We start from the raw sequence: 20321 nt of genomic DNA on the forward strand, positions 1-20321 counted from the left end.
TGTGGCAAAAGTTATGAAAAATAACTTTTCGATAGCATAAACTACTTTTCAGTTAATGAAAATGGTCTGTCCTCTTTCTGCAAACCTCTTGACTGGTTTGGTTTATCGCCCATATTAAATTCCAGTAAACCACCATTCACAATGTCTTCGTGACGAATAAAATTCTTCGTATACACATTACCGTTAAGCGCTGCATTTTGAATATAGACGTTAGAATTGTTGTTACCATTGGCTTTGATAACAAATTGCTTTCCGTTCTCAAGGTTGATCGTCACTTTGCTAAACACAGGACTTCCAATCACATACTGATCTGTACCAGGACAAACGCTGTAAAAACCCAGCGCACTCAACACATACCAGGAAGACGTTTGCCCCTGGTCTTCATCGCCGGGATAACCATTTTCTGTTGCGTTGTACAATCGTTTCATTACCTCACGTGCGTGAAACTGTGCTTTCCATGGCGCTCCTGCGTAATTGTAAAGATAGATCATGTGTTGTATGGGTTGATTGCCATGTGCATATTGCCCCATATTTGCCATAACCATTTCTGTCATTTCATGAATAGGTCTGCCGTAGGTGCCAACTTTGAAAGTATTGGGCTGAGAGAACACAGAATCCAGTTTGGAAACAAATTTTTGATCGCCACCCAGCATATTGATCAAGCCCTGCTCATCATGAAATACAGACCAAACCCAATGCCACGCACAACCTTCTGTAAAAGGTCCGCCCCACTCGGAAGGATCAAAGTTTTTTGTCCACTCCCCTTTTGCATTTTTGCCACGCATGAAACCAGTTGCAGAATCATACACGTTGCGGTAGTTATACATTTGTCTTGAAAAAACGTCGGCATAAAATGGCGCCTTCACATCTTTCGCCAGTTGATAGCCGCAAAAATCATCGTACGCATACTCCAATGTTTTTGCAGTTGCCTCGCCCACTTCCGGATATGGCACATAACCTAACTGATAGTATTCCTTCCAGCCGTGACGGCCGTTTGCAGGTCCCCAGGGACCTTTGTTTGTTGCTTCATGAAAGTATGCTGCCAGTGCCTTGTTTGGATCAAATGTGCGAATGCCTTTTACCCATGCATCTGTCAATAATGAAATCGCGTGATTGCCTATCATGCTTCCGCCTTCGCCCGGGAACGACCACGATGGCAACCAGCCACACTGGTCGTGCGCATCGAGCAATGCTTGCATGTACCGGCCATGCATTTGCGGATGCAAGATGGTATTTAAAGGAAATTGTCCGCGGAACGTATCCCAAAAACCGGTATCGGTGTACATGTAACCGGCATGTATTTTTCCATCGTACGGACTGTAATAATATGGCTTGCCGTCTTTGTCGTATTCGAAGAACTGACGTGCAAATAAACTTGCCCTGAAAAAGCATGAATAAAAAGTTGCCTTGTCTTCTTCTGAACCGCCTTCTACCATTATCTGTGAAAGGTATTTGTTCCACACATTGGTAGCAGCTTTTCTGGTGTCGTCCAATGTTTTAAAACTGCCCAATTCCTTTTGCAGGTTCAATTGCGCCTGCTCAATGCTGATGTAAGATGAAGCCACTTTGATCTGTACCTTCTCTCCAGCTTTGAATTGAATGTACGAACCAACGCCTTCACCTTGTGCGCTGTCTTTGCCCGACTGAACAGTGTTCTTCCTGTTCTCCCAGGTTCCGTAAGCAATAAAGGGTTTATCGAAAACAGCGACGAAATAGTTTTTAAAATTTGATTGTTGTGTTTGATGGCCATTGTTCACATAGCCGATGATCATTCTTTTTTCAGGAATGATCTTAACCATGCTCATTCTTGTGTAACCATCGAGCACAACGTAGCTGTCTTGCTTTTTAGGAAAAGTAAAACGTAGATGTGCGCCTCTTTCTGTTGGTGCAATTTCAGACGTAATGCCGTTGTCGAGTTGAACGCTGTAATAGCTTGGTTTTGCAGTCTCTTTGGCATGACTGAAACCTGTCGCACGTTCGTCTTCATTCACCACCAATTTTCCGGCAACAGGCATGAAGGAAAAGACTGCGTAGTCGTTGCTCCATGAGCTGCATTGGTGCGCCTGCTGAAAACCTCTGATGGTTGTTTTAGTGTATTGATATTTCCAGCCATCGCCATTTCTGCCTGTTTGCGGCGTCCAGGTGTTCATGCCAAAAGGCAAGCCTGTTGTGGGATACGTGTTTCCACGGGTAAGTTCGAAACTTGAATTGGTGCCTTGTAACGTGTTCACATATTTTACAAGGTCGGTTTGTGCAAATAGCTTGCTGCACATCATAACTCCAACAAAAAACAAAACTTTGATTCTCATTTCTATGCTGTATTTTCTTTTTTTGGCACACAGATGACACTGATTAGACGGATTTGCACGGATTTTGTTCAACAAATCCTGTTGTTGTGTAGCTTGCTGGGCGAATGCGATTCGCCCCTACGCACGCCGCGTTTTCCATTTTCAACTTTCAATTTTCAATTTTCAATTCCACTCTCACTCCCTCGCTTTTATTCGGGAATTTAAGCAACAGCGTTCTCGTTCTTTCATCCCATTGTTGCGGAGAAACAGATTGATTAACGCCGTCGATCGAAACGGACACTGGCTTTGCAGGCATGATGATGTGCATTGCGTTATTTGTGTTCGACGGACTTTTGGCTACAAAGCTGTAAACATTGTTGCTGAATGTTTCATCGTATATTCTTGCAGCGGTTGCCAATACTTGTGGCTGCTTGCTCTTTTTGACCGTTGACAAGTCATAGAGAAACGCCTGTTCATTTGGCTGCACTGTTTTGGAAGAAAGTACCGGCAACCCAGGATCAAAAAGATCAATGAAGCTGCCGGTTAGTTGCAATGGCTGTTTGTCTGCGTTTTCATCCAGTGTGGATGCAATAATGTAAGGACCTCTTTGCAACGTGAAATTATTTTTAAAAACCAGCTTGCCTGCATGAGCATATTGCTCGTATGCTTTTCGTATTTGCTGGATAAAAGCCTCGTCACCATTGCCTTGCAAGACGAGCTCTTTAGGGTCTTTTCGAACGATAAATACTTTTCCTTTGCCGCAGGTATATTCTTCCTGGCCGGCAACTTCTTGTATGTTGAGTGTTTGAAATAAATGTTCTGATGGTGCTTTGTAATGATTGCCGTTTGTGTTCCACCATTCCTTTACGGTTTGAAACGGATCAGTGTCTTTTGCGTAGTACAACAACACGCCGCCTTTTTTCACCCAATCTGCAATGTGTTGATGATACTCTGCAGACAATGGCTTCATGTTGGCGTAACTCATCACCAGCACTTTAATATCCTTCAATGTGTTTTTGTATCCCGTATTTTCAATGTGAACGGTTTCAACAGGAACGCCTCTTTTCAGCAAGGGCATTGCCATTCCGTAAAAGTTGGACAATGCGGGATCTTCGTAACCAGCATGCGTTGGGAAACGTTGAAACATCAGAGAATTTGACAACAACACGCCAATGCCATGACTACCGCTCACTTTGTTTAGTGAAAGCGGCATGTCATTCAATGCGTTTACCATCACTTGCATTTGTGTGGCATACGCTGGTGAAATACCTTCTACTGATTGCGTATTTTCTACTTTGAATTTTCCGAGATAAATTCTGTTGGGCCAAGGCATTACTTCATAATCCGCTGTCATTGGATACAATAACTGCGCAGTGTAAGTTGCCTGGTAATTTCGTTTGTAATCGTCCCAGGTTTGCCTTCTGTCTTCAATGGGATCGGTAAGGAAAAAGACTTTGCGACCGGTTGGTGCAGTCATTGATACCATGGAACCGTATTCCAAAAATGCGTTTTCAAATACACGCTCTTTTTTTACGCCATTAAAATAAATGGCTTCTCGTGCCGTGCCTGTCCATACCTGTGCGATGTAGCCGTCGATGTCGGGAAGGCTTGCCAGGCTAGCTTCCGGGCTCACTATTTCCCAGAGGGAGTAGTTGATAAGAGAGTGAGTGGGTACATAGCATTTCACATCACGTCCTATGCTTTTGCTGTATGTTTTTACGTAGTGAAAAACTTCTTTGAGGGCGTTGTAGTATAAATGATATTTGAGTTTAGAGGAGAGATAAGTCGCCTCAGGCGATTCATGCTGCGGCATCCATGCGAAGCCGTAATATTTTTGCCATTCCTCTTTAAACGAATCGCTGTAACCTGATCTTGCCCAGAACTCAGGCTCTTCCAAATGCACCGCTTCCACGCCCGCATCGATCGCTTGCTTCACCAGCGACTTCATGTAGTTGATGTAATTTTCTGTCGGCACAATGTAAGGCACATAATGTCCGTGCCATATAGTATCATTTTTTCTCGTCACCTGCCCTTCATCCCAATGCGTTTTGCCATCCCATTTGCCAAGAAAATAATCCTGGTATTGTCCCCACGCAATGCCTGTCATAAAATGCACGGTGTAGCCTTTTTCTTTCCAGACTTTTACGCGTTCCGCAAAATTGCCGCCATCATCATGAATGCCGTACACAATGGCAATATCAGAACGTACATCATAATCCGGTTTCCACGGAGCGGATACCTGGAATGCTGTTTTTTCGCGTTTTGCATTTTTGCTTTTTGCTTGCTGGCTTTGGCCTTGGGCAACACACAATATGCTTGCGACAAAAAATAGACCGCACATTTTCGTCTTCATGGTGCAATAAATTAAAAGGTTCTGCTGCGAACACTAAGTTGCACAGAACCTTTTGATAAAAATTAATTTCAAAGTCGTTTATCTAAGCTGCTCGAAAAAATGTAGTGAATGATGCTTGTCATCCCGAGGCACGAGGGATCTGGGTTTAACACCAGCAAACATTCTGCGTACATAAGCACCCAGATCCCTCCTTCGTCGGGATGACAAGCAGTCTTTCTTTATTGCTTTCTACGAGTCTGATATTGGTGTATTCATTGTTGGGCTTCAATTTGAATCGCTTCACTGAAGCCTAACAACTAACAACTGTCAACTAACAACTCTCCACTCTCAACTTTCAATTCGCCACTCTGTGGAGCGATCAGGGCGAATGCGATTCGCCCCTACCATTTTCAATTTTCAACTTTCAATTATTTACCCGCTGGTGGTGCAATCAACATCAACGCCGGAATGCTGCTCGCATCATACACTGAAAGATCGAATGCCGGTTTTGAGTAGTAGTTCTTCGCCGTCAGGTTGGTGCTGCGTTCCCGCATGCTCCAGGCCTGTTGAATGTTCTTGCGCAGCCACGGCAAGTATGCAGGTTTGTTGCCGTCCTGGATCAAACGATTCATGTATTGAGCAAGAATAGCATTGTACACGCCTTGCTCTTCACCGCCTTCGTATGGAAGAATGCCGTTTGCATCTGACATATAGTGTTCAGTAAAGTCTGCTGCCAATACTGCATCCTTCAGATAGGCTTCATCCTTGGTTTGGTTGTAAAGCATTACCGCAGCACCAATACATGTTGCCTGGTTGTAGGTGTGCACTGTCCAGTCATTGCTGTTGCCATGTCTTGAATCAGCAACCTTTCCATTGCTTGTATTGAAAAGATTATTGCGCGACCATGAATAGATTTCTTTTGCTTTGTTCAAGTAGTCTTCGTTCTTCGTGGCATTGTACAAAGTCATTGCTGCCACCACTGTCGGATAGTTGATGCAGGACATTTTACCATTGTCTGTCCTTGGCGCAGTCGGATTACCCTGATCCCATTGCCAAAACATACCGCTGTTTACTTTGTCATATGACCCATCATCTCCCACCACTTTTGAGCCTGACCATACACGTTTGAAGCCTGCTTCTGAGTGAGCAAGATATTTGGCATCACCGGTTACTTCATAAGCACGGGCCAGTGTAATTACCCACCACATAATGTCATCATAGATGAACCATACTTTACCATTGTCCCAGTTATAATTGTCGTATTGTTTCAGACCACCCTGGTAGATGTTTTCAATCAGTTGTTTGTACTTGTCATCTTTTGTGAGCTTGTAGGCATTCATCGCCATGTCCCAGTAGGTAGCCTGCGTCCATATAGCACCGAAGCCTGTTTTGCCGGTGTTTTTATAATACAGATGATTGGTAGTATCGAGTAAAAATCTGTTGAAGTTATCGTAAGCTGTCAATACACTTTGTGAGGTGTATGGCGTGTCAACCGGTGCCAATACGGGCGGAGTGACTGTGCTGCTGTTGCTTTTGGAGCAGGATGTAACGGCCCCGGTAGCAATGCCCAGTGCTACGAATAATGAAAGTGTTTTTTTCATTGCAAATATTTTGAGAAGCCGGTTGCCTGATGAGCAACCGGCTCATGATACTTTAGATAATAAATGTTATTGTACGGTAATTTTTCTGATAGCGTTGTTGTCTCTGTCGAGTACATAGATAGTACCGTCTTTAGCTACTGCAACTCCTGAAGGACCATTGAATCTTGCAACGGTAGGACCATCGCCATCAACATTTCCTCTTGCATCACCTTTACCTGCAATGGTTGTTACGGCAGATGTGAGTGCGTCGATCTTGCGAACACAGTTGCTGTTATCGCCTTCTCCCTGGCCAACAACATACAGGTTGTTGTCTGCATCGGCTGTAATACCCCATGGACGGTTAAATTTTGCGTTGGTTCCGATGCCGTCTACCCAACCACCTGATTTATTCTGGCCAGCTACGATTGTGCCGCCGTCGAATTTATCAGCCGCAGCATCGTAGGTGTATTTGATAACTGTTTGATCATCGTAGTGTGTACCATACAGGTTACCTTTTGAGTCAATCGTTACGTTACAAGGAAGCGAGTGATTGATGACTTTTGTAGCGTTACCATTTTTAATCTGGAAGATACCGTCGCCATAGAATGCAGATACATAAATAGCACCTGTTGTTTTGTTGATCGCAATCGCTGTAAGCTCTCTGTTGATTGTACCCAACACCAGAACCTGACCATCAGGAGTGATTTTGCGAACTTTACAATTGTCGCCATCTCCGTTTCTGTCTGCTGTGTACACATTGCCTGCATCATCTACAGCTGTTGCACAAACATTGTTTAGGGATGCATCCTGGTAAAAAGTAGTAACGTTTCCCGCAGGATCAACTTTTCTGATTGCTTTGTTGCCCGGATCCGGAACGAACAAGTTACCATTGTTGTCGATTGACATCTGGCATCTTACGTTGCCGTGACCATCTACGTCATCGCTGAAGTGGAAGGAAGCAGCTTTACCCAATCCGTTTTGAAAACCAGCAGCACCTGTACCGGCCAACGTACTTACGTTGTATGCATAAGTTGTGGTAAAATTATCAACGCTTACAATCGCATTGTCCGCGATGTTGATCACCACAGGACCTGTTCCTGTTCTTGTTGTGATCGCCGCCATGATTTCGGTTCCATTAGAGTTGATAACCTTTAACGGAATGCCATTGATGCTGATTTTTATTTTAGATGTATCAGTCGAAAAATTTCTTCCTTTGATCAAAATTTCAGTGCCTACATTACCTTCCATTGGCGCAAATGAAGCGATCTGCATTGGATAGTTGGCATTGTATCGGCCATCGCCCGTATCTTCTTTCTTACATGCTGAAAAAGCAATCGCTGCGAATAAAACGAGAATTGATAAGTATGATTTTATATTGAGTGTCATGGTTGTTTGAAATTTTTAGTGTGAACAAATGCTTAACGCTGAATGCCTAACGCTTAACGCAAGTGGCCCAAATGCAGAGTTTCCGAAGTATAGGATTCTGCGTTCAGTATTAAACGTTAGGCATTTAGCGTCTATTACCATCCTGTATTTTGAATTAATTGTGTATCGTTGTTAATATCAGTTTGAGGAAGCGGGAACAAGTAGTGTTTTTTAGTGAACACGCGTGTTTCGAATGATTTCAAGTTATAGAAAGCAGACTCTACCGCATCGATGTTCATGCCCCACATTTTACCGTTCTCTGTTGTCTCTGCAATTTTCCAGCGACGTACGTCGAAGAAACGGCTGTTCTCAAATGCCAACTCTACGCGACGTTCTTTTCTGATCGCATCTCGCATTTCTGTTTGGTTTGCCGGAACAGGCAACGCATTAGCTCCTGTACCATATTGAGGAATGCCCGCTCTTTCGCGAATCAGGTTAAGGTATTTCAATGTCTCGGTAAGATTTGCACCGTAGTCAGATTCATTCAAAGCTTCTGCATAACCAAGGTACAATTCTGCAAGGCGCAGCAAAGTCAATTTGTGATCTGAGTTGTTGCCCCATTTACCTGTACTCATTGATTTACGCACCACATAACCGGTAACAGAATAGTCACCACCACTACCATCAGCAGCTTTTCCCGAGTTACCGCCTTTGAACACAGTAGTTTCTACAGGATAGTTTTGATTGATCCAGTAAGCACGATTGTAGGTAATGTTTACATAAAAACGAGGCTCGCGATTTATCCACTGGTTGAATACAGCTTTTGCACCCAATGTAGTGTTTGTAGAAGGCGCTTTGAAAGATGAGAAACCAGAAGTCTGGTAACCCGATGCAGCGTTCACAATAGGCGTTCCATCACTGTTGTAGCCTGTCACAGGACTCATGCCATTTGCCATGAAGAACGCGTCCACCATGGTTTGTGTGGCAGCCAAACCTGTACCGCCTTTTACGTCTCCACTTGGTGCGCCATCATGACGAGGGCACAGTTCATATTGTCTCGAGTCAACGGAACCTTTCCTGGAAAAGATCACTTCGCTGTTCCAATCTGTCAACAATACGTTGCGGCATGATTTGTAAGCCGCCATGAATGGATCTGCATCTGTTTCTTTGTACAAACTATAAGTGCCAGGTACAAAAGTAGTCATGAAATCAGCATACGCTGTTGCTGCTTTTTTCCATTTTGTAACATCGTATGTTTGTGAGATCAGTTGTTTGCCGTCTTTGTTTTTCAGGTTAGCATAATCTGTGTTTCCGTTAAACAAAGGACTTGCAGCATACAACAACGCTTGTGCTTTATAAGCCATTGCGACGCCTTTTGTAACACGGCCGTAATCACCTGTTGAACTTGGAGTAACAGGAAGATCAACCGCTGCAGTCGTCAACTCTGAAGAAATGAAATCTGCTACTTCATCTATTGAGTTACGGGGTATCTGCAATGTCGCGTTTGGATCTACAGGAGCTTGTCCCATCAATACAACCGGACCATAGATACGCATCAAATTGTAATAGTAAATAGCTCTCAGCGCTCTTGCTTCTGCTTTGTACTGTTTCTTCAAATCATTGGTAAGCGCCTGATCCTGCACCAAATCAATGTTTGCGATGAAAGTGCTCGCACCTTGTATACCCTGGTAGTAATTTGTCCAGTATGTTTTTACAAAATCGGAAGTTGCGTCCCATGCGCCAATGTTCACGTTGTTCGAACGAACAAAGCCCCATAAGAATTCACCTTCATCGCTTCCGCCTGTCCAGATGCCGCCGTTGTTGTAGTTATCGCTGGCAGTGTATTTGCCACCATCACGCTGGCCGAATTCATCGGGTACGTGGGAGTAAACGTTGGCTAAAAATTTATTGGCAGTTGCCCATGATTTCCAGGTATCGGCCTCTGTTAATTTATCATCTGGTACCTGGTCCAGAAATTTATTGCATGAACCCAGTGCCAATGCGAACACCAGTATATATATCGCTTTCTGCATATTATAATAATTTATCAGTACGGGTTTTCTTTAAAATTTCAGGTTTAGACCCAGGGATGTTGTGCGAACGTTTGGATAACTGATACCGTTATCTGTGTTCAACTCAGGATCCCATAATTTGAATGATGAGAATGTAAGCAGGTTGATACCTTGCAGATAAACAGATGCATTCTTAATGCCGTATCTTTTTAACCATCCGTTGTCAAAGTTGTAGGCAAGCTGCACTGTTTTCAAACGCAGGAAGCTCACATCTTTCACCCACCGTGAACTCGCTAATGTATTATTATAGTTTTTGTCTTCGCCATACGCCAAACGTGGATAAAATGCATTAGGATCAGGATTTTCGACTGTCCATCTGTCCATTGCTTTTGCATATGCGTTTGACAAGTCGGATGCATCAAAAGGCATGATGGCTCTGCCTTGCAGCATTCTATCTGCATGGTTGATACCCTGGAACAATACGCCCAGGTTAAACCCTTTGTACGATGTATTGAAACCAAAACCATACACCAATGTTGGCACATCGCCCCAGCCTATTTTCACAAGGTCATTTGCGTCGATGATGCCATCGTGGTTCATGTCCTTGTATTTAATATCGCCAGGTAAAATGTTGGATTTGTCACCACCCGGTACTGCGTGATCAAGGATATCTTTCTGATCAACAAACAATCCTTCTGCCTGGTAACCATATCTCGCCAATACATTGTCGCCAATGTGGCTCAGCCATGGATAAGGCTGTTGTGGTCTATCGTCCGCGATCACTTTGTTTGTGCTGTAAGTGATGTTTCCGCGCAGGTTCAAACCAACCTCTCCGATCTTTGTGTTGTACTCCAAAGTCGCATCAAGACCTTTATTATCTACGGCGCCAAGGTTACCCCAAAGGGCTCTTTGCAAACCGTTGAATATAGCAGAAGACTGGCGCTGCATGAAGATGCCTGTACGTTTCTCTGTAAAGAAGTCAACGATCAAAGACAGTCTGTCGTTCATGAAACGCGTTTCGATACCCAGATCCTGTTTAAGTGAGTTTGCCCATTGCATGTTAGGCACTGCATAGTCTGTAACTACGATACCGCCCGGGTTTGTTGTATTGTCTTTACCGTAATCGTAACCTGTAGCACCGTCTGACACCTCAGTAAGGTATGCGAAACGACGTGCACCGGATGTGATCAAGCCAAGACCTGATTTTCCATATGAGTAACGAACTTTCAGGAATGAGATCGCATCTTTATTTACGTTGAAGAAATTCTCGTTGGAGATTACCCAACCCAGACCCACTGCGGGGAAGAACCCGTAACGGTTTTCAGGTGCAAACAACTCTGAACCGTTGTAACCGCCGTTGAATTCAACGAAGTAACGGTTGTCATAAGAGTATGTTGCGCGACCTGCAAAACCCATTAATCTTGTAGGGATGGAGTTGGTAATGTCATTTGCAAAGGCATCGTTCTTGCTGCTCGCATAGCCAAGCGCCATTGCACTTACCTGGTGTGGACCAAAGCCCCTGTTGTAGTTGATCGCTGCCTCAGCATATGTTTGCCTGTTACCGCCATTGCTTTTCTCAAAGCCAAGGTAAGGCTGGCTTGATGTCCATGTTCTTTGCAGATTCAAAGTACCATCTGCTTTGTAAGGAGCATTTTTGTCTATATAGTAAGTGTCGTCTCTTTTGTTACGTTTGATAACAAGTGAACTGTAAGCGTCGAAGGCAACCATTGCAGTGGCAGACAAACCCGGGGTGATCGCTCTAAGATCCTGCGTCAACCGAAGGTTAGAATACAACTGGTTCTGATTTTCTGTTCTGTAACCGTTTCTTGTCAACTGCGCATAAGGGTTGATCATCGCGCCGTTTGAAGCGTAACCGGGTACCAATCCACCGGGATACATCACAGGATACAACACCGGAGAAACCGCCATCGCACTTGCAAAAATCGTGGATGGATCTTCGAAAGGAGCGTTTCTCGTGGAGAAATACCCCATCATGCCAATTTCCGCTTTTGTTGTTTTCGTTACATTCAAATTCATTTTAGTGGTTACGTTGTAACGGTCATAACGCAGCTTGGTATTGTATTGCGCCATGTCATCGGTTTTCAGGAAGCTGTTCTCACCAAAGTATCCGAGTGACACATAATATTGCGCATTTTCAACACCACCGCTTAAATTCAGGTTCGCTTTTCTGGTGTGGCCATACTTGTTAAACACAGCGTCCATCCAGTCTACGTTAGGATAAACCATCGGATCGAGGCCCGATTTTGTTTTATCGATCACCTCTTGTGAATAAGAAGCCGTTTCGCCACGTGTGGTTTTCGCTTCGTTCACCAGGTTCATATAGTTAACGCCATCCAGCATTTCAGGCTTTCTTGTAAAAGTGTTTACACCTTCACTGTAGTCAAACATGACTTGTGCCTTACCTACTTTACCTGTTTTTGTTTTTATGAAGATTACACCGTTTGCACCACGCACACCATACACTGCTGTACCGGAGGCATCTTTCAAAACAGTGAACGATTCTATGTCTTCAGGATCAATGGTGTTGATATCCCGCTCTACTCCATCGATCAAAATCAATGGTGCAGAAGAGTTACCGAAACCAGTAGCAATACCACGGATCCAAATGTCCGCGCTGCTTTTACCCGGCTCGCCAGAGCGTTGCACACCTACAACACCGGCTACGCGGCCCGCCAGCATGGTAGACACGTTGGCAACAGGTTGTCTTAATTCTTCCGGCTTAATGGTAGACTGTGCTCCCACCAAACTTACTTTTTTCTGTTTGCCACCAAAGCCCACAACAGCTACCTCTTCCAATTCTTTACCTATGCCAGGTTTCATTTGAAGATTGATAATTGTTTGTTTTGATACCATGATCTGCTCGGTACCATAACCGATGTAGCTGAATACAAGCACGGCGTCTTCTGAAGGCACCAATATTTTGTACTCACCTCTGGCATTGGTAGATGTCATTGTTTGCGTGCCGTTTACAGTAACAGTTACACCGGAAATAGGCTTTCCATTTTCATCTGTAATAACACCACCCACAGTAATGTCTTTTTGCACTTCACTAACGTGTTGAATGGATACTTGCGTAGCTTTTTTGCTGATCACAATGATCTTGTTCACTTCTGCATAGTTCAATAATTTGTCTTGCAAAAGTGTTTGTAATACTTTCTCCAGTTTTTCTTTTGAGAAGTAGAAACTACCGATCTGGTAAGAATTGAGAAGTTGTCTGTCGTACGCAAAAGGGATCTGCGTTACTTTTTGAAGTTCCTTGATGGCCATTTCCAAAGAGCCCCCTTTAAACTTTGCAGTTACATTGGTTTGTTTAAGAAGCTGGCTCTCCCCGGCATACACCGGTACGAAAACGGTAGCAGTCGTTAGTAAAAACAACAGCGCGGCGCCCATTCGCCTAAGCTTTGTTTTCTTCATGGCTAGCATTTTTTTCATACGTGTTTTGTTAAGCTTTATTTGTTAGTGATAAGCAGCACCCCAGCTGAAGGCACTCTTATCGGCGGTATTCGACCTCCGCCGTTTGGTTTGTTTTATTTGTAGAGGAAAATTTGATTGTTCTGTTTCCTGATCTTCAATCCGTGAATAGCGGCGAGCACTTCCGCTGCATCGTCCGGCGTCATCTTTGTGAAGAGTTCAGTTGTGTATTTGGTAGCCTTTATGCTTTTGTCTGAGGTAGCAATGTCAACGCCAAAATTCTTTTTCATCAACAATGCCATTTCATCAAACGAGATGTCATTTAATATTACACGACCCTCTTTCCATGCCAGCATGTTCTGATCAACAGCAACAGGTTTGAAGGCTTTTGTTTCTTTATTGTATTCAAGTCCCTGCGATTTTTCCAACACGCTCAAAGTCGTCGCATCTCTCGCCACGCTTATCTTTCCGCTCACTACGCCAATGTCAATTTTGTTGATGCCTTTATATGCATTGATATTAAAAGCAGTTCCCAATACGGTTGTAGTCAAACTGCCACTAGTAATGGTGAAAGGTCTCTCCGCATCTTTCTGCACATCGAAGTATACCTCACCATCTACGATGTCTATATTTCTTTGTTTGGAAAAATCATCCTGTATGCGAATGGTGGTACCGGCGTTCAGCGTTAATACTGACCCGTCTTTTATGGTGATCGTTTTTCTTTCGCCGTTATTGGTGCTTATGGTAGTGTAAGCAATTTGAGAGGGTGCTGTTTCTTTCTTAGTCAATAGAAAATAAGTAAGACCCGCTCCTGCAACAACAGCCAGCATTGCAGCCACTTTCATGTAGCGTGGCATTGTCCATATTTTTCTTTCTACGGTAATGGATGGTGCTATTTTCTCCCATATTTCTTGCTTGGTCGCCGCGGCCTCCTGATCTGACAATTTAACCGGCAGTTCATTTTCAAATGATTGGTACCAGTTGTCCACCGTTTTGATCTGTTCATCAGTGGCATTGCCAAGCAAGTATTCCTTCAATAGCTTTCTAATGTTCTTTACTTCCAATTTGGATCTGTTTTATCTAGTATCTCGGAAATAGTTCTTTGGTACTAGGGTATTTCAAAATATTTTTTCGGGAGAGGGAGGTGCAATTTGAAAATTTGAGGATTTGAAAATTTGGAAATGAAGCTGTGCGTCTTTCCAATGGGGCAAAAGCTTTCCCATACAGCGAAATGTTTGAAAACTAATAATGTGCCACGCACACAAAGAATTTTCAAATTTTCAAATCCTCAAATTTTCAAATTAATTCGATGAATAGCAGAAGAGAATGAAAACGATAAATGCCCAATCGTTGCTCGATTTGATGGACATTCTCAATCTTTTTAAAGCTTCAGTTAGTTGGTTTTTTACCGTTTGTTCGGAGAGGTTAAGCTTGCTGGCAATATCCGCAATGGACAGATCGTCCTGGCGACTCATTCTAAAAATTTGCTGCATCCTCGCAGGCAGGCGGTTTATTTCACTTTCAATAAACTCACTTAATTCCTTTACTTCCAGCGTGTTGGTGAAAACATTGCCACTAAGCACTTCAAACAGGTTGCTGTTTTTTACTTCAGCTTTTGTATATGCATAATGACTGATCACGCGGTATTTTACGGCCGTAAAGAGATATCTGCCAATTTCCCCATCTTCATAAGTAAAAATATCCTTCCTTCTGCGCCATAACGTAGTCATTACTTCCTGTACCAAGTCTTTTGCTTCATCTTTATCTACCCGCTGGCAAGCTTTCAGATAAAGGTTTTCCCAATACCTGTCATACAAAACCTTGAATGCAGAAGTATCATCATCCCGGATGGCACGCAGTAGTTCAGCATCGTTGAGTTGAGTATCATGCATATTAAAAGCGCAAAATCTGAGTCAATTTTAAATGAAATTCTTCGCAATCTCCAAATCGGCAACAATGGTTTTAAGCTGTATGGCAGTATTTGGCAGCCGCAAAAATAATATTATTTACAATAAAATGTTAAACGATTTACCATATTGATAATCAGCGGTTTCACAAAGCGCCCCTTCGGGAGCCACACCAATGTTTCACGCAAAGGCGCAAAGGGAAATTGATTTATGGCAAAGATGCTGACATATTTCACGCAGCGAACGCGGCGAAAAAGCGACGCAAAGAGTCTCCGAAAGTTGGAGTCTCCCGCAGTAAGGGAAATTGTTTAACTACAAGTTCGAAAAAAAGAGGAAAGATCCTTTGCATGAAATCCTTTGTGTCCTTTGTTTTCTTCTTTGCGCCTTTGCGTGAAATAAAAAAGAATGGCCCGCAAGGGGCCACTCTGGTTTTTATTCTGTTGTTATGTTGGCGACTGCTATTCGGGTGTTGCAGGAGACGCGATATATCGCGTCTCTACGGGATGCCCGATTCATCGTTCCTAATTTCTAATTCCTAATTCCTAATTCTTCCACTTGTCCTCCAGCATCTTAATATAATATCCACCTACCACGCTCCTCGCCTGGAAACCAACCTGCTTTCCATTGGTGGTTTCGTGCCAGTCGCTCAATGGAACTCTTGTAGGCGTCTCCTCAGCGTATTTCAAAAGAGGCTTTACAAATGCCTGGAAATCATTTTGGTTGTCGGCGAGTGTTGCTGTCCACATGATCCAGTCAGACTTTGTGTAAGACTTCCTGCTATCTAACGGCAATCCATATACGTTTTGCTTGGTAAGATAATATTTCACTTCTTTGGCATACACATCTTTAGAGAACAAATTAAGCCCAAGCAGTTTGTCCCAAACAAGATTGTATTTCTGGCTCCATGTATTTTTCCCGTCAAATGTCAATGCATAGTGGTCGCCGTCTGCCGCCATGGTGGCCCATTTTGCAGCCATTTCGCTTGCGGATTTTCTGTAGGCTTCTGCTGTTTCTTTTTCACCCAATTGATCAGCCAATTTTGCGTAAGCGCCCAATGCCACGATTGCTTTCACAGATAGGTTTGCGTTGCGTGCAAGGTGTCCGGCGAAGTCGTCTGTACACAATTGGTTTGCAGGATCGAAGCCTGCTTTTTGCAGGTAACCGGCCCAAACTGACAATGTTTTCCAGTGTTTGCGTGCATACTCTGCATTGCCTTCTGCCTTCGCTATAGCCGCAGCACAAATGATCATGTTGCCGGACTCTTCTACTGGCATGTCTTCACCGTAAGTTTGTCCGTTTGCCAAAGGATATGTTCCCAAATCGTGTGCAGCAAAGGGTTTCGTCCATTTGCCGCTTTCACTGTAATAGAAAATACCGGTCATCATTCCTTTCAGCAGATCGGGATTGTAATAAAGATACAATGGTGCTGAAGGATAAGTAATATCTACGGTGTTGATAGACCCATTGCTGAAATTTTCTTTCGATAAGAAAAGAAGATCACCCTGAGGACTCTTCACCAGTTTGTGTGCAGAGATGCTTTGTCTGTATGCCAACACGCAAAGTTGTGCGTAATCTTCTCCGCCGGATTTAACTGCATTGTTGTACAGTTCATTATCAAACGTGTTGCATGATGCGATCACTGATTTGTATGAGTTCAATGCATCAGCAAGCTCAGACTCAATGTTGCCGCCATTTTCTTTCCACCATGGCAATAAATTTTTACCAAAATATTGAACGGGATTGATGTCATCATACCCGAGCATTATGAATTGCTCTGCTGCATCGCTTCCTACTTTACCAAAAGGAACAACTGTTGCCAATGTCAAATGTTTGTCCGCAGATGTTTTTGCAGTCGTGCCTCTTTTAAAGGCGGCCAATGCGTCTTGCGGCGTTGCTATAAACTGCGTTGCCTTAGAACTTTTTGGCGCAGCTACATATAAGTAACCCCAATCGATGCGAACGTCATCACCTTTCTTTTGCAGTATTGGTTGTGCAACGGTTCCTGCTTTTAATATTGACAAATCGCCTGTTGAGTAGGCATTTGCCGTTACCTGCTGGGTTGCTTCATTTACTGCGAGGTCGGAAGATGTGCCCAGATACACATTTACATCATGTTGTTTCCCATCTGCTGAAGCTACTTTTGCAGTAATGTAAGAAACTGGACGTGCCAGCATTTTAAGGTTGTTCATCAACAGCGGACTGGTGAATGTAACATCCAGCTTAACGGCACCACACATAAAACTGTATGCAGTTTGCGTAGCACTTATGTTAACATCCAGTTGCTTCGCATCCAAAAGTGTAGAGCCTTCTGTTGTTTGTTCCATTACGATGCCTGCGTCCAGATACGCGCCACCAGCGGTGTTTGCGCAATGTATAGCCAATACGTTGTTGCCTGATTTAAATGCAGATAAATCAATAGGAATGTAAATGAATTTGTGAACCCAACCTTCTTTGGTATATATTTTCTTACCATTCAGGTACACCTCTACATTATCATCATGGTTTAATTTAAGGTAAACTTTTCCTGTGGGCAGATTTGAAACATTGAAAGATCTTCTTACCCAAAGGTCTTTGCTCTTCCACGTGGTAGCGCCTTTTGCATCTGTGTTGTCGCTGAAAGGCGCATTGCCTGTTTGCCATGCTTTATCGTTGAATGCAGCGTTCATCCAATCGCCGCCGGGGTTTGTTTCTGTATACTGGATTGAGTAGTTTTTTTCATCCGATGCAGGCAAAATGGTTTTATAGCTCTTTTCATCCATGCCCATGAAGCGGTAGATCTTGTTATCCACTTTTACCAAACCCACAAGAGACTGATCCGCACCTGTCCAGTGTTTTGTGGTTGATGCATTTAATTGATCCGTAAATGACCAAACGCTGAAGTAAGTATCATGCGTAATCAAAGGATAAGCGGGCGCCTTGTGAAGCTGCGCTATCGATTGCACACCGAATCCTAATACACTTGCTGCAAGAAGTAATCTCTTCATAATGTAAGCGATCTTTTTATGTTTTATAATCAAAAGGATGTTTTAAGGTACTTTACAAAGTGCTTAAAGACAATTACCCAACTTTTTTAATACTGTAATTTATCAAAATAAGCACGGGTTTCCACAGACTATATCTAAAAATTTCGTTTGGGTACTAGACAGCATTCGTTTTTATTTTCTTAAAACTGATTTCGCTTTAATAAACGTCACCGTAGATTCAAGTCCCGATCGCTGCCATTTTTTTTCCTGTAATAAAATCCATAAATTTATCACCTCTTATGCTTAATGTTCTGCAAATACAAAACATTTATTACGAACATCATTTTGGATTCCTTCCCGAAATGTAGCACCGGCTTAGCGTCCGGCGATTTTTCGTACGCAGAACTTCCCTGATATTTTCCATTTAATAAATTTTATGGCAACAAACACAAACGCATTGATGGTTTCATCAGAAATCGGCACATTGAAAAGATTACTCGTTCATAGTCCGGATAGCGGCCTGGGAAAAGTGGTTCCCAGCAAGGCGCAGGACTGGCTTTTTGAAGACATCGTTCACCTTGATACCATTCGCAGAAAAGAGTACGATTACTACACCAAAATTCTTTTATACTTTCTTGATCCCGGCAAAATAAAAGGCAATCTGCACACGATTGATAATACCAAACGGGATTTTTATAAACCAGACCATGAATCCTTTTTTAAGTCAGATAAGGTAATTGAGCTGCAATGGCTATTGGGAGAAATACTGGAAGAACATGATATTAAATTAAAGCTGATCGCTTCTGTTTGTGCAATTGAAAATTGTCCGCATGCCACAGAAATGGAGCTGACAAAGTTTTCCGGCCCACAACTTGCGAAAGTTTTTATTACCGGAAGTCTTAATGAGGACCATATGATCTTCCCTCCTATTCCTAACTTTATTTTTACAAGGGATATCGGCATCATCATTAACGATCACGTGTTGCTAAACAAACCCGCGAAGAAAGCGAGGACGAGAGAGTCTCTTCTTGCAAAATACATTTTCTTTTATCATCCTTATTTTAAAGATTATCATGATAAAGTGATTGAAATACCAGACACCACGCACCACTTTCTTTTGCCAAAAGGCGATGAGAAAAAAGTAACGCTTGAAGGTGGTGATGTAATGGTGGTTTCAAAAGATCACGTACTCATCGGTGTAAGCGAGCGCACTAGCATGGAAGCGGCGCACCGCGTAACGAATATCCTGTTTGAAAAGAATATTGTGAAGAAAGTAAGCATTGTAAAAATTCCGAAGAAGAGAGATTACATGCACATTGACACGGTGTTTACGCAGGTGAAAAGAAACATGTGGGTGATGCTCGGCAGCTTTTCACGCAAGGCTATTAAGATGGAAGATGCAGACGCAGTTCAACGCATCCTGGAGGGTCATAAAAAAGAGGATAGCTTAAAGATCATACAGTTTAAAAAGAAGGATATCGAGAATCCGAAATTCTTTAGCAACCTGGAAGATCTTTTAATTGATATCAGTGAAAATGATTTGAAGTGCGAGGAAAAAGTAAAATTCGTTTACTCGGGTAACAATCAATTTCCTTTTGATACGCGTGAACAGTGGACGGACTCTTGTAACCTGCTGGCACTAAAAGAAGGGGTTGTGTTGGGCTACGATAGAAATGATAAAACCGTGGAAGCATTTAAGGAAGAGGGCTTCAACATCATCCACGCAAAAGAACTGATCGAGAAATTTGAGAACGACGAGATCTCTCCCGCTAAACTAAAAGACACTTTGATCCTCATGCCATCTGCTGAGCTATCCCGCGCCCGCGGCGGCTTTCATTGTATGAGTATGCCGCTGCTGAGGGAGGAAGTTGAGAGTTGAGAATGGAGAGTGGAGAGTTGAGAGTTCTTTATAGTTGAAAATTCGGTGTTTGAGTTTAAATGCTGTATCTTCAGCGACTGCACTTTTCTCAACTCTCAACTCTCAACTCTCAACTCTCAACTCTCAACTCTCAACTCTCAACTCTCAACTCTCAACTATTCCTTAACTCTCTCACTTCTGCATATCCATCAAATTCAAATATGGGGCATGATTGAGTAATTTCAACGGCCTCATCCAGGTTTTCTGCTTTTAATAGAAGAAAGCCACCGACTATTTCTGTTCCAACCTTATGAATGTCATTTACAACAACCGCATCTCTGCCTTTGATCATTTTGCCATTTAAGGTTAATGAATTTCCGCCGTTAAGTCGTTCTCCCCACGTTGTTAACCACGTTTTCCAGTTGCTTTGATGAACTGCTATTTCTTCCGCAGAATGATCTTCCAATCTGCCATCTGGTTCACGAAAAAGAATAAGGAAGTTTTGCATGATAAAATATTTTGTTAGTTGAGAGTTGAGAATGGAGAGTTGAGAGTTATTAGCAACCAACTCTCAACTCTCCATT

General features: G+C 43.0%; 11 protein-coding genes. 1 reads left to right on the forward strand and 10 read right to left on the reverse strand.

Annotated features, from left to right (window positions below; translation table 11 throughout):
- Positions 1 to 41: 41 nt before the first annotated feature.
- From KTO63_RS00830 to KTO63_RS00870, 9 genes are all read right to left on the reverse strand, one after another.
- On the reverse strand, positions 42 to 2309 hold the full coding sequence (locus KTO63_RS00830) for a GH92 family glycosyl hydrolase (protein ID WP_217789219.1): 2268 nt from the start codon (positions 2307 to 2309) through the stop codon (positions 42 to 44).
- Positions 2310 to 2457: 148 nt separating this feature from the next.
- Positions 2458 to 4641: a hypothetical protein gene (locus tag KTO63_RS00835; protein ID WP_232372975.1), complete on the reverse strand. Its 2184-nt coding sequence runs from the start codon at positions 4639 to 4641 to the stop codon at positions 2458 to 2460.
- 407 nt (positions 4642 to 5048) lie between these two features.
- Complete coding sequence (locus KTO63_RS00840; RefSeq protein ID WP_217789220.1) at positions 5049 to 6221, reverse strand: glycoside hydrolase family 76 protein; 1173 nt, start codon at positions 6219 to 6221, stop codon at positions 5049 to 5051.
- 66 nt (positions 6222 to 6287) lie between these two features.
- The gene (locus tag KTO63_RS00845; protein ID WP_217789221.1) at positions 6288 to 7586 is read right to left on the reverse strand and encodes an IPT/TIG domain-containing protein; all 1299 of its coding nucleotides are present in this window, start codon (positions 7584 to 7586) and stop codon (positions 6288 to 6290) included.
- 134 nt (positions 7587 to 7720) lie between these two features.
- The gene (locus KTO63_RS00850; protein ID WP_217789222.1) at positions 7721 to 9598 is read right to left on the reverse strand and encodes a RagB/SusD family nutrient uptake outer membrane protein; all 1878 of its coding nucleotides are present in this window, start codon (positions 9596 to 9598) and stop codon (positions 7721 to 7723) included.
- Positions 9599 to 9628: 30 nt separating this feature from the next.
- Positions 9629 to 13030 carry a SusC/RagA family TonB-linked outer membrane protein gene (locus KTO63_RS00855; RefSeq protein WP_217789223.1) on the reverse strand — a complete coding sequence of 1134 codons (3402 nt, stop codon included), beginning with the start codon at positions 13028 to 13030 and terminating at the stop codon, positions 9629 to 9631.
- 95 nt (positions 13031 to 13125) lie between these two features.
- The gene (locus tag KTO63_RS00860) at positions 13126 to 14073 is read right to left on the reverse strand and encodes a FecR family protein (protein ID WP_217789224.1); all 948 of its coding nucleotides are present in this window, start codon (positions 14071 to 14073) and stop codon (positions 13126 to 13128) included.
- 237 nt (positions 14074 to 14310) lie between these two features.
- Complete coding sequence (locus KTO63_RS00865; protein WP_217789225.1) at positions 14311 to 14901, reverse strand: RNA polymerase sigma factor; 591 nt, start codon at positions 14899 to 14901, stop codon at positions 14311 to 14313.
- Between the two features lie 557 nt (positions 14902 to 15458).
- Positions 15459 to 17900, reverse strand: a complete 2442-nt coding sequence (locus tag KTO63_RS00870) for a glutaminase family protein (RefSeq protein WP_217789226.1) — start codon at positions 17898 to 17900, stop codon at positions 15459 to 15461.
- Between the two features lie 415 nt (positions 17901 to 18315).
- On the opposite strand from KTO63_RS00870, the gene KTO63_RS00875 reads away from it, so the two are divergent.
- The gene (locus KTO63_RS00875) at positions 18316 to 19758 is read left to right on the forward strand and encodes an arginine deiminase family protein (RefSeq protein WP_232372976.1); all 1443 of its coding nucleotides are present in this window, start codon (positions 18316 to 18318) and stop codon (positions 19756 to 19758) included.
- Positions 19759 to 19909: 151 nt separating this feature from the next.
- Here the strand turns inward: KTO63_RS00875 and KTO63_RS00880 are convergent, their stop codons facing one another.
- Complete coding sequence (locus tag KTO63_RS00880) at positions 19910 to 20245, reverse strand: YciI family protein (protein ID WP_217789227.1); 336 nt, start codon at positions 20243 to 20245, stop codon at positions 19910 to 19912.
- Between the last annotated feature and the right edge of the window lie 76 nt (positions 20246 to 20321).

The sequence above is a fragment of the Pinibacter aurantiacus genome (genome assembly GCF_019130065.1).
In the GTDB taxonomy this organism is placed as follows: Bacteria; Bacteroidota; Bacteroidia; order Chitinophagales; family Chitinophagaceae; genus Pinibacter; species Pinibacter aurantiacus.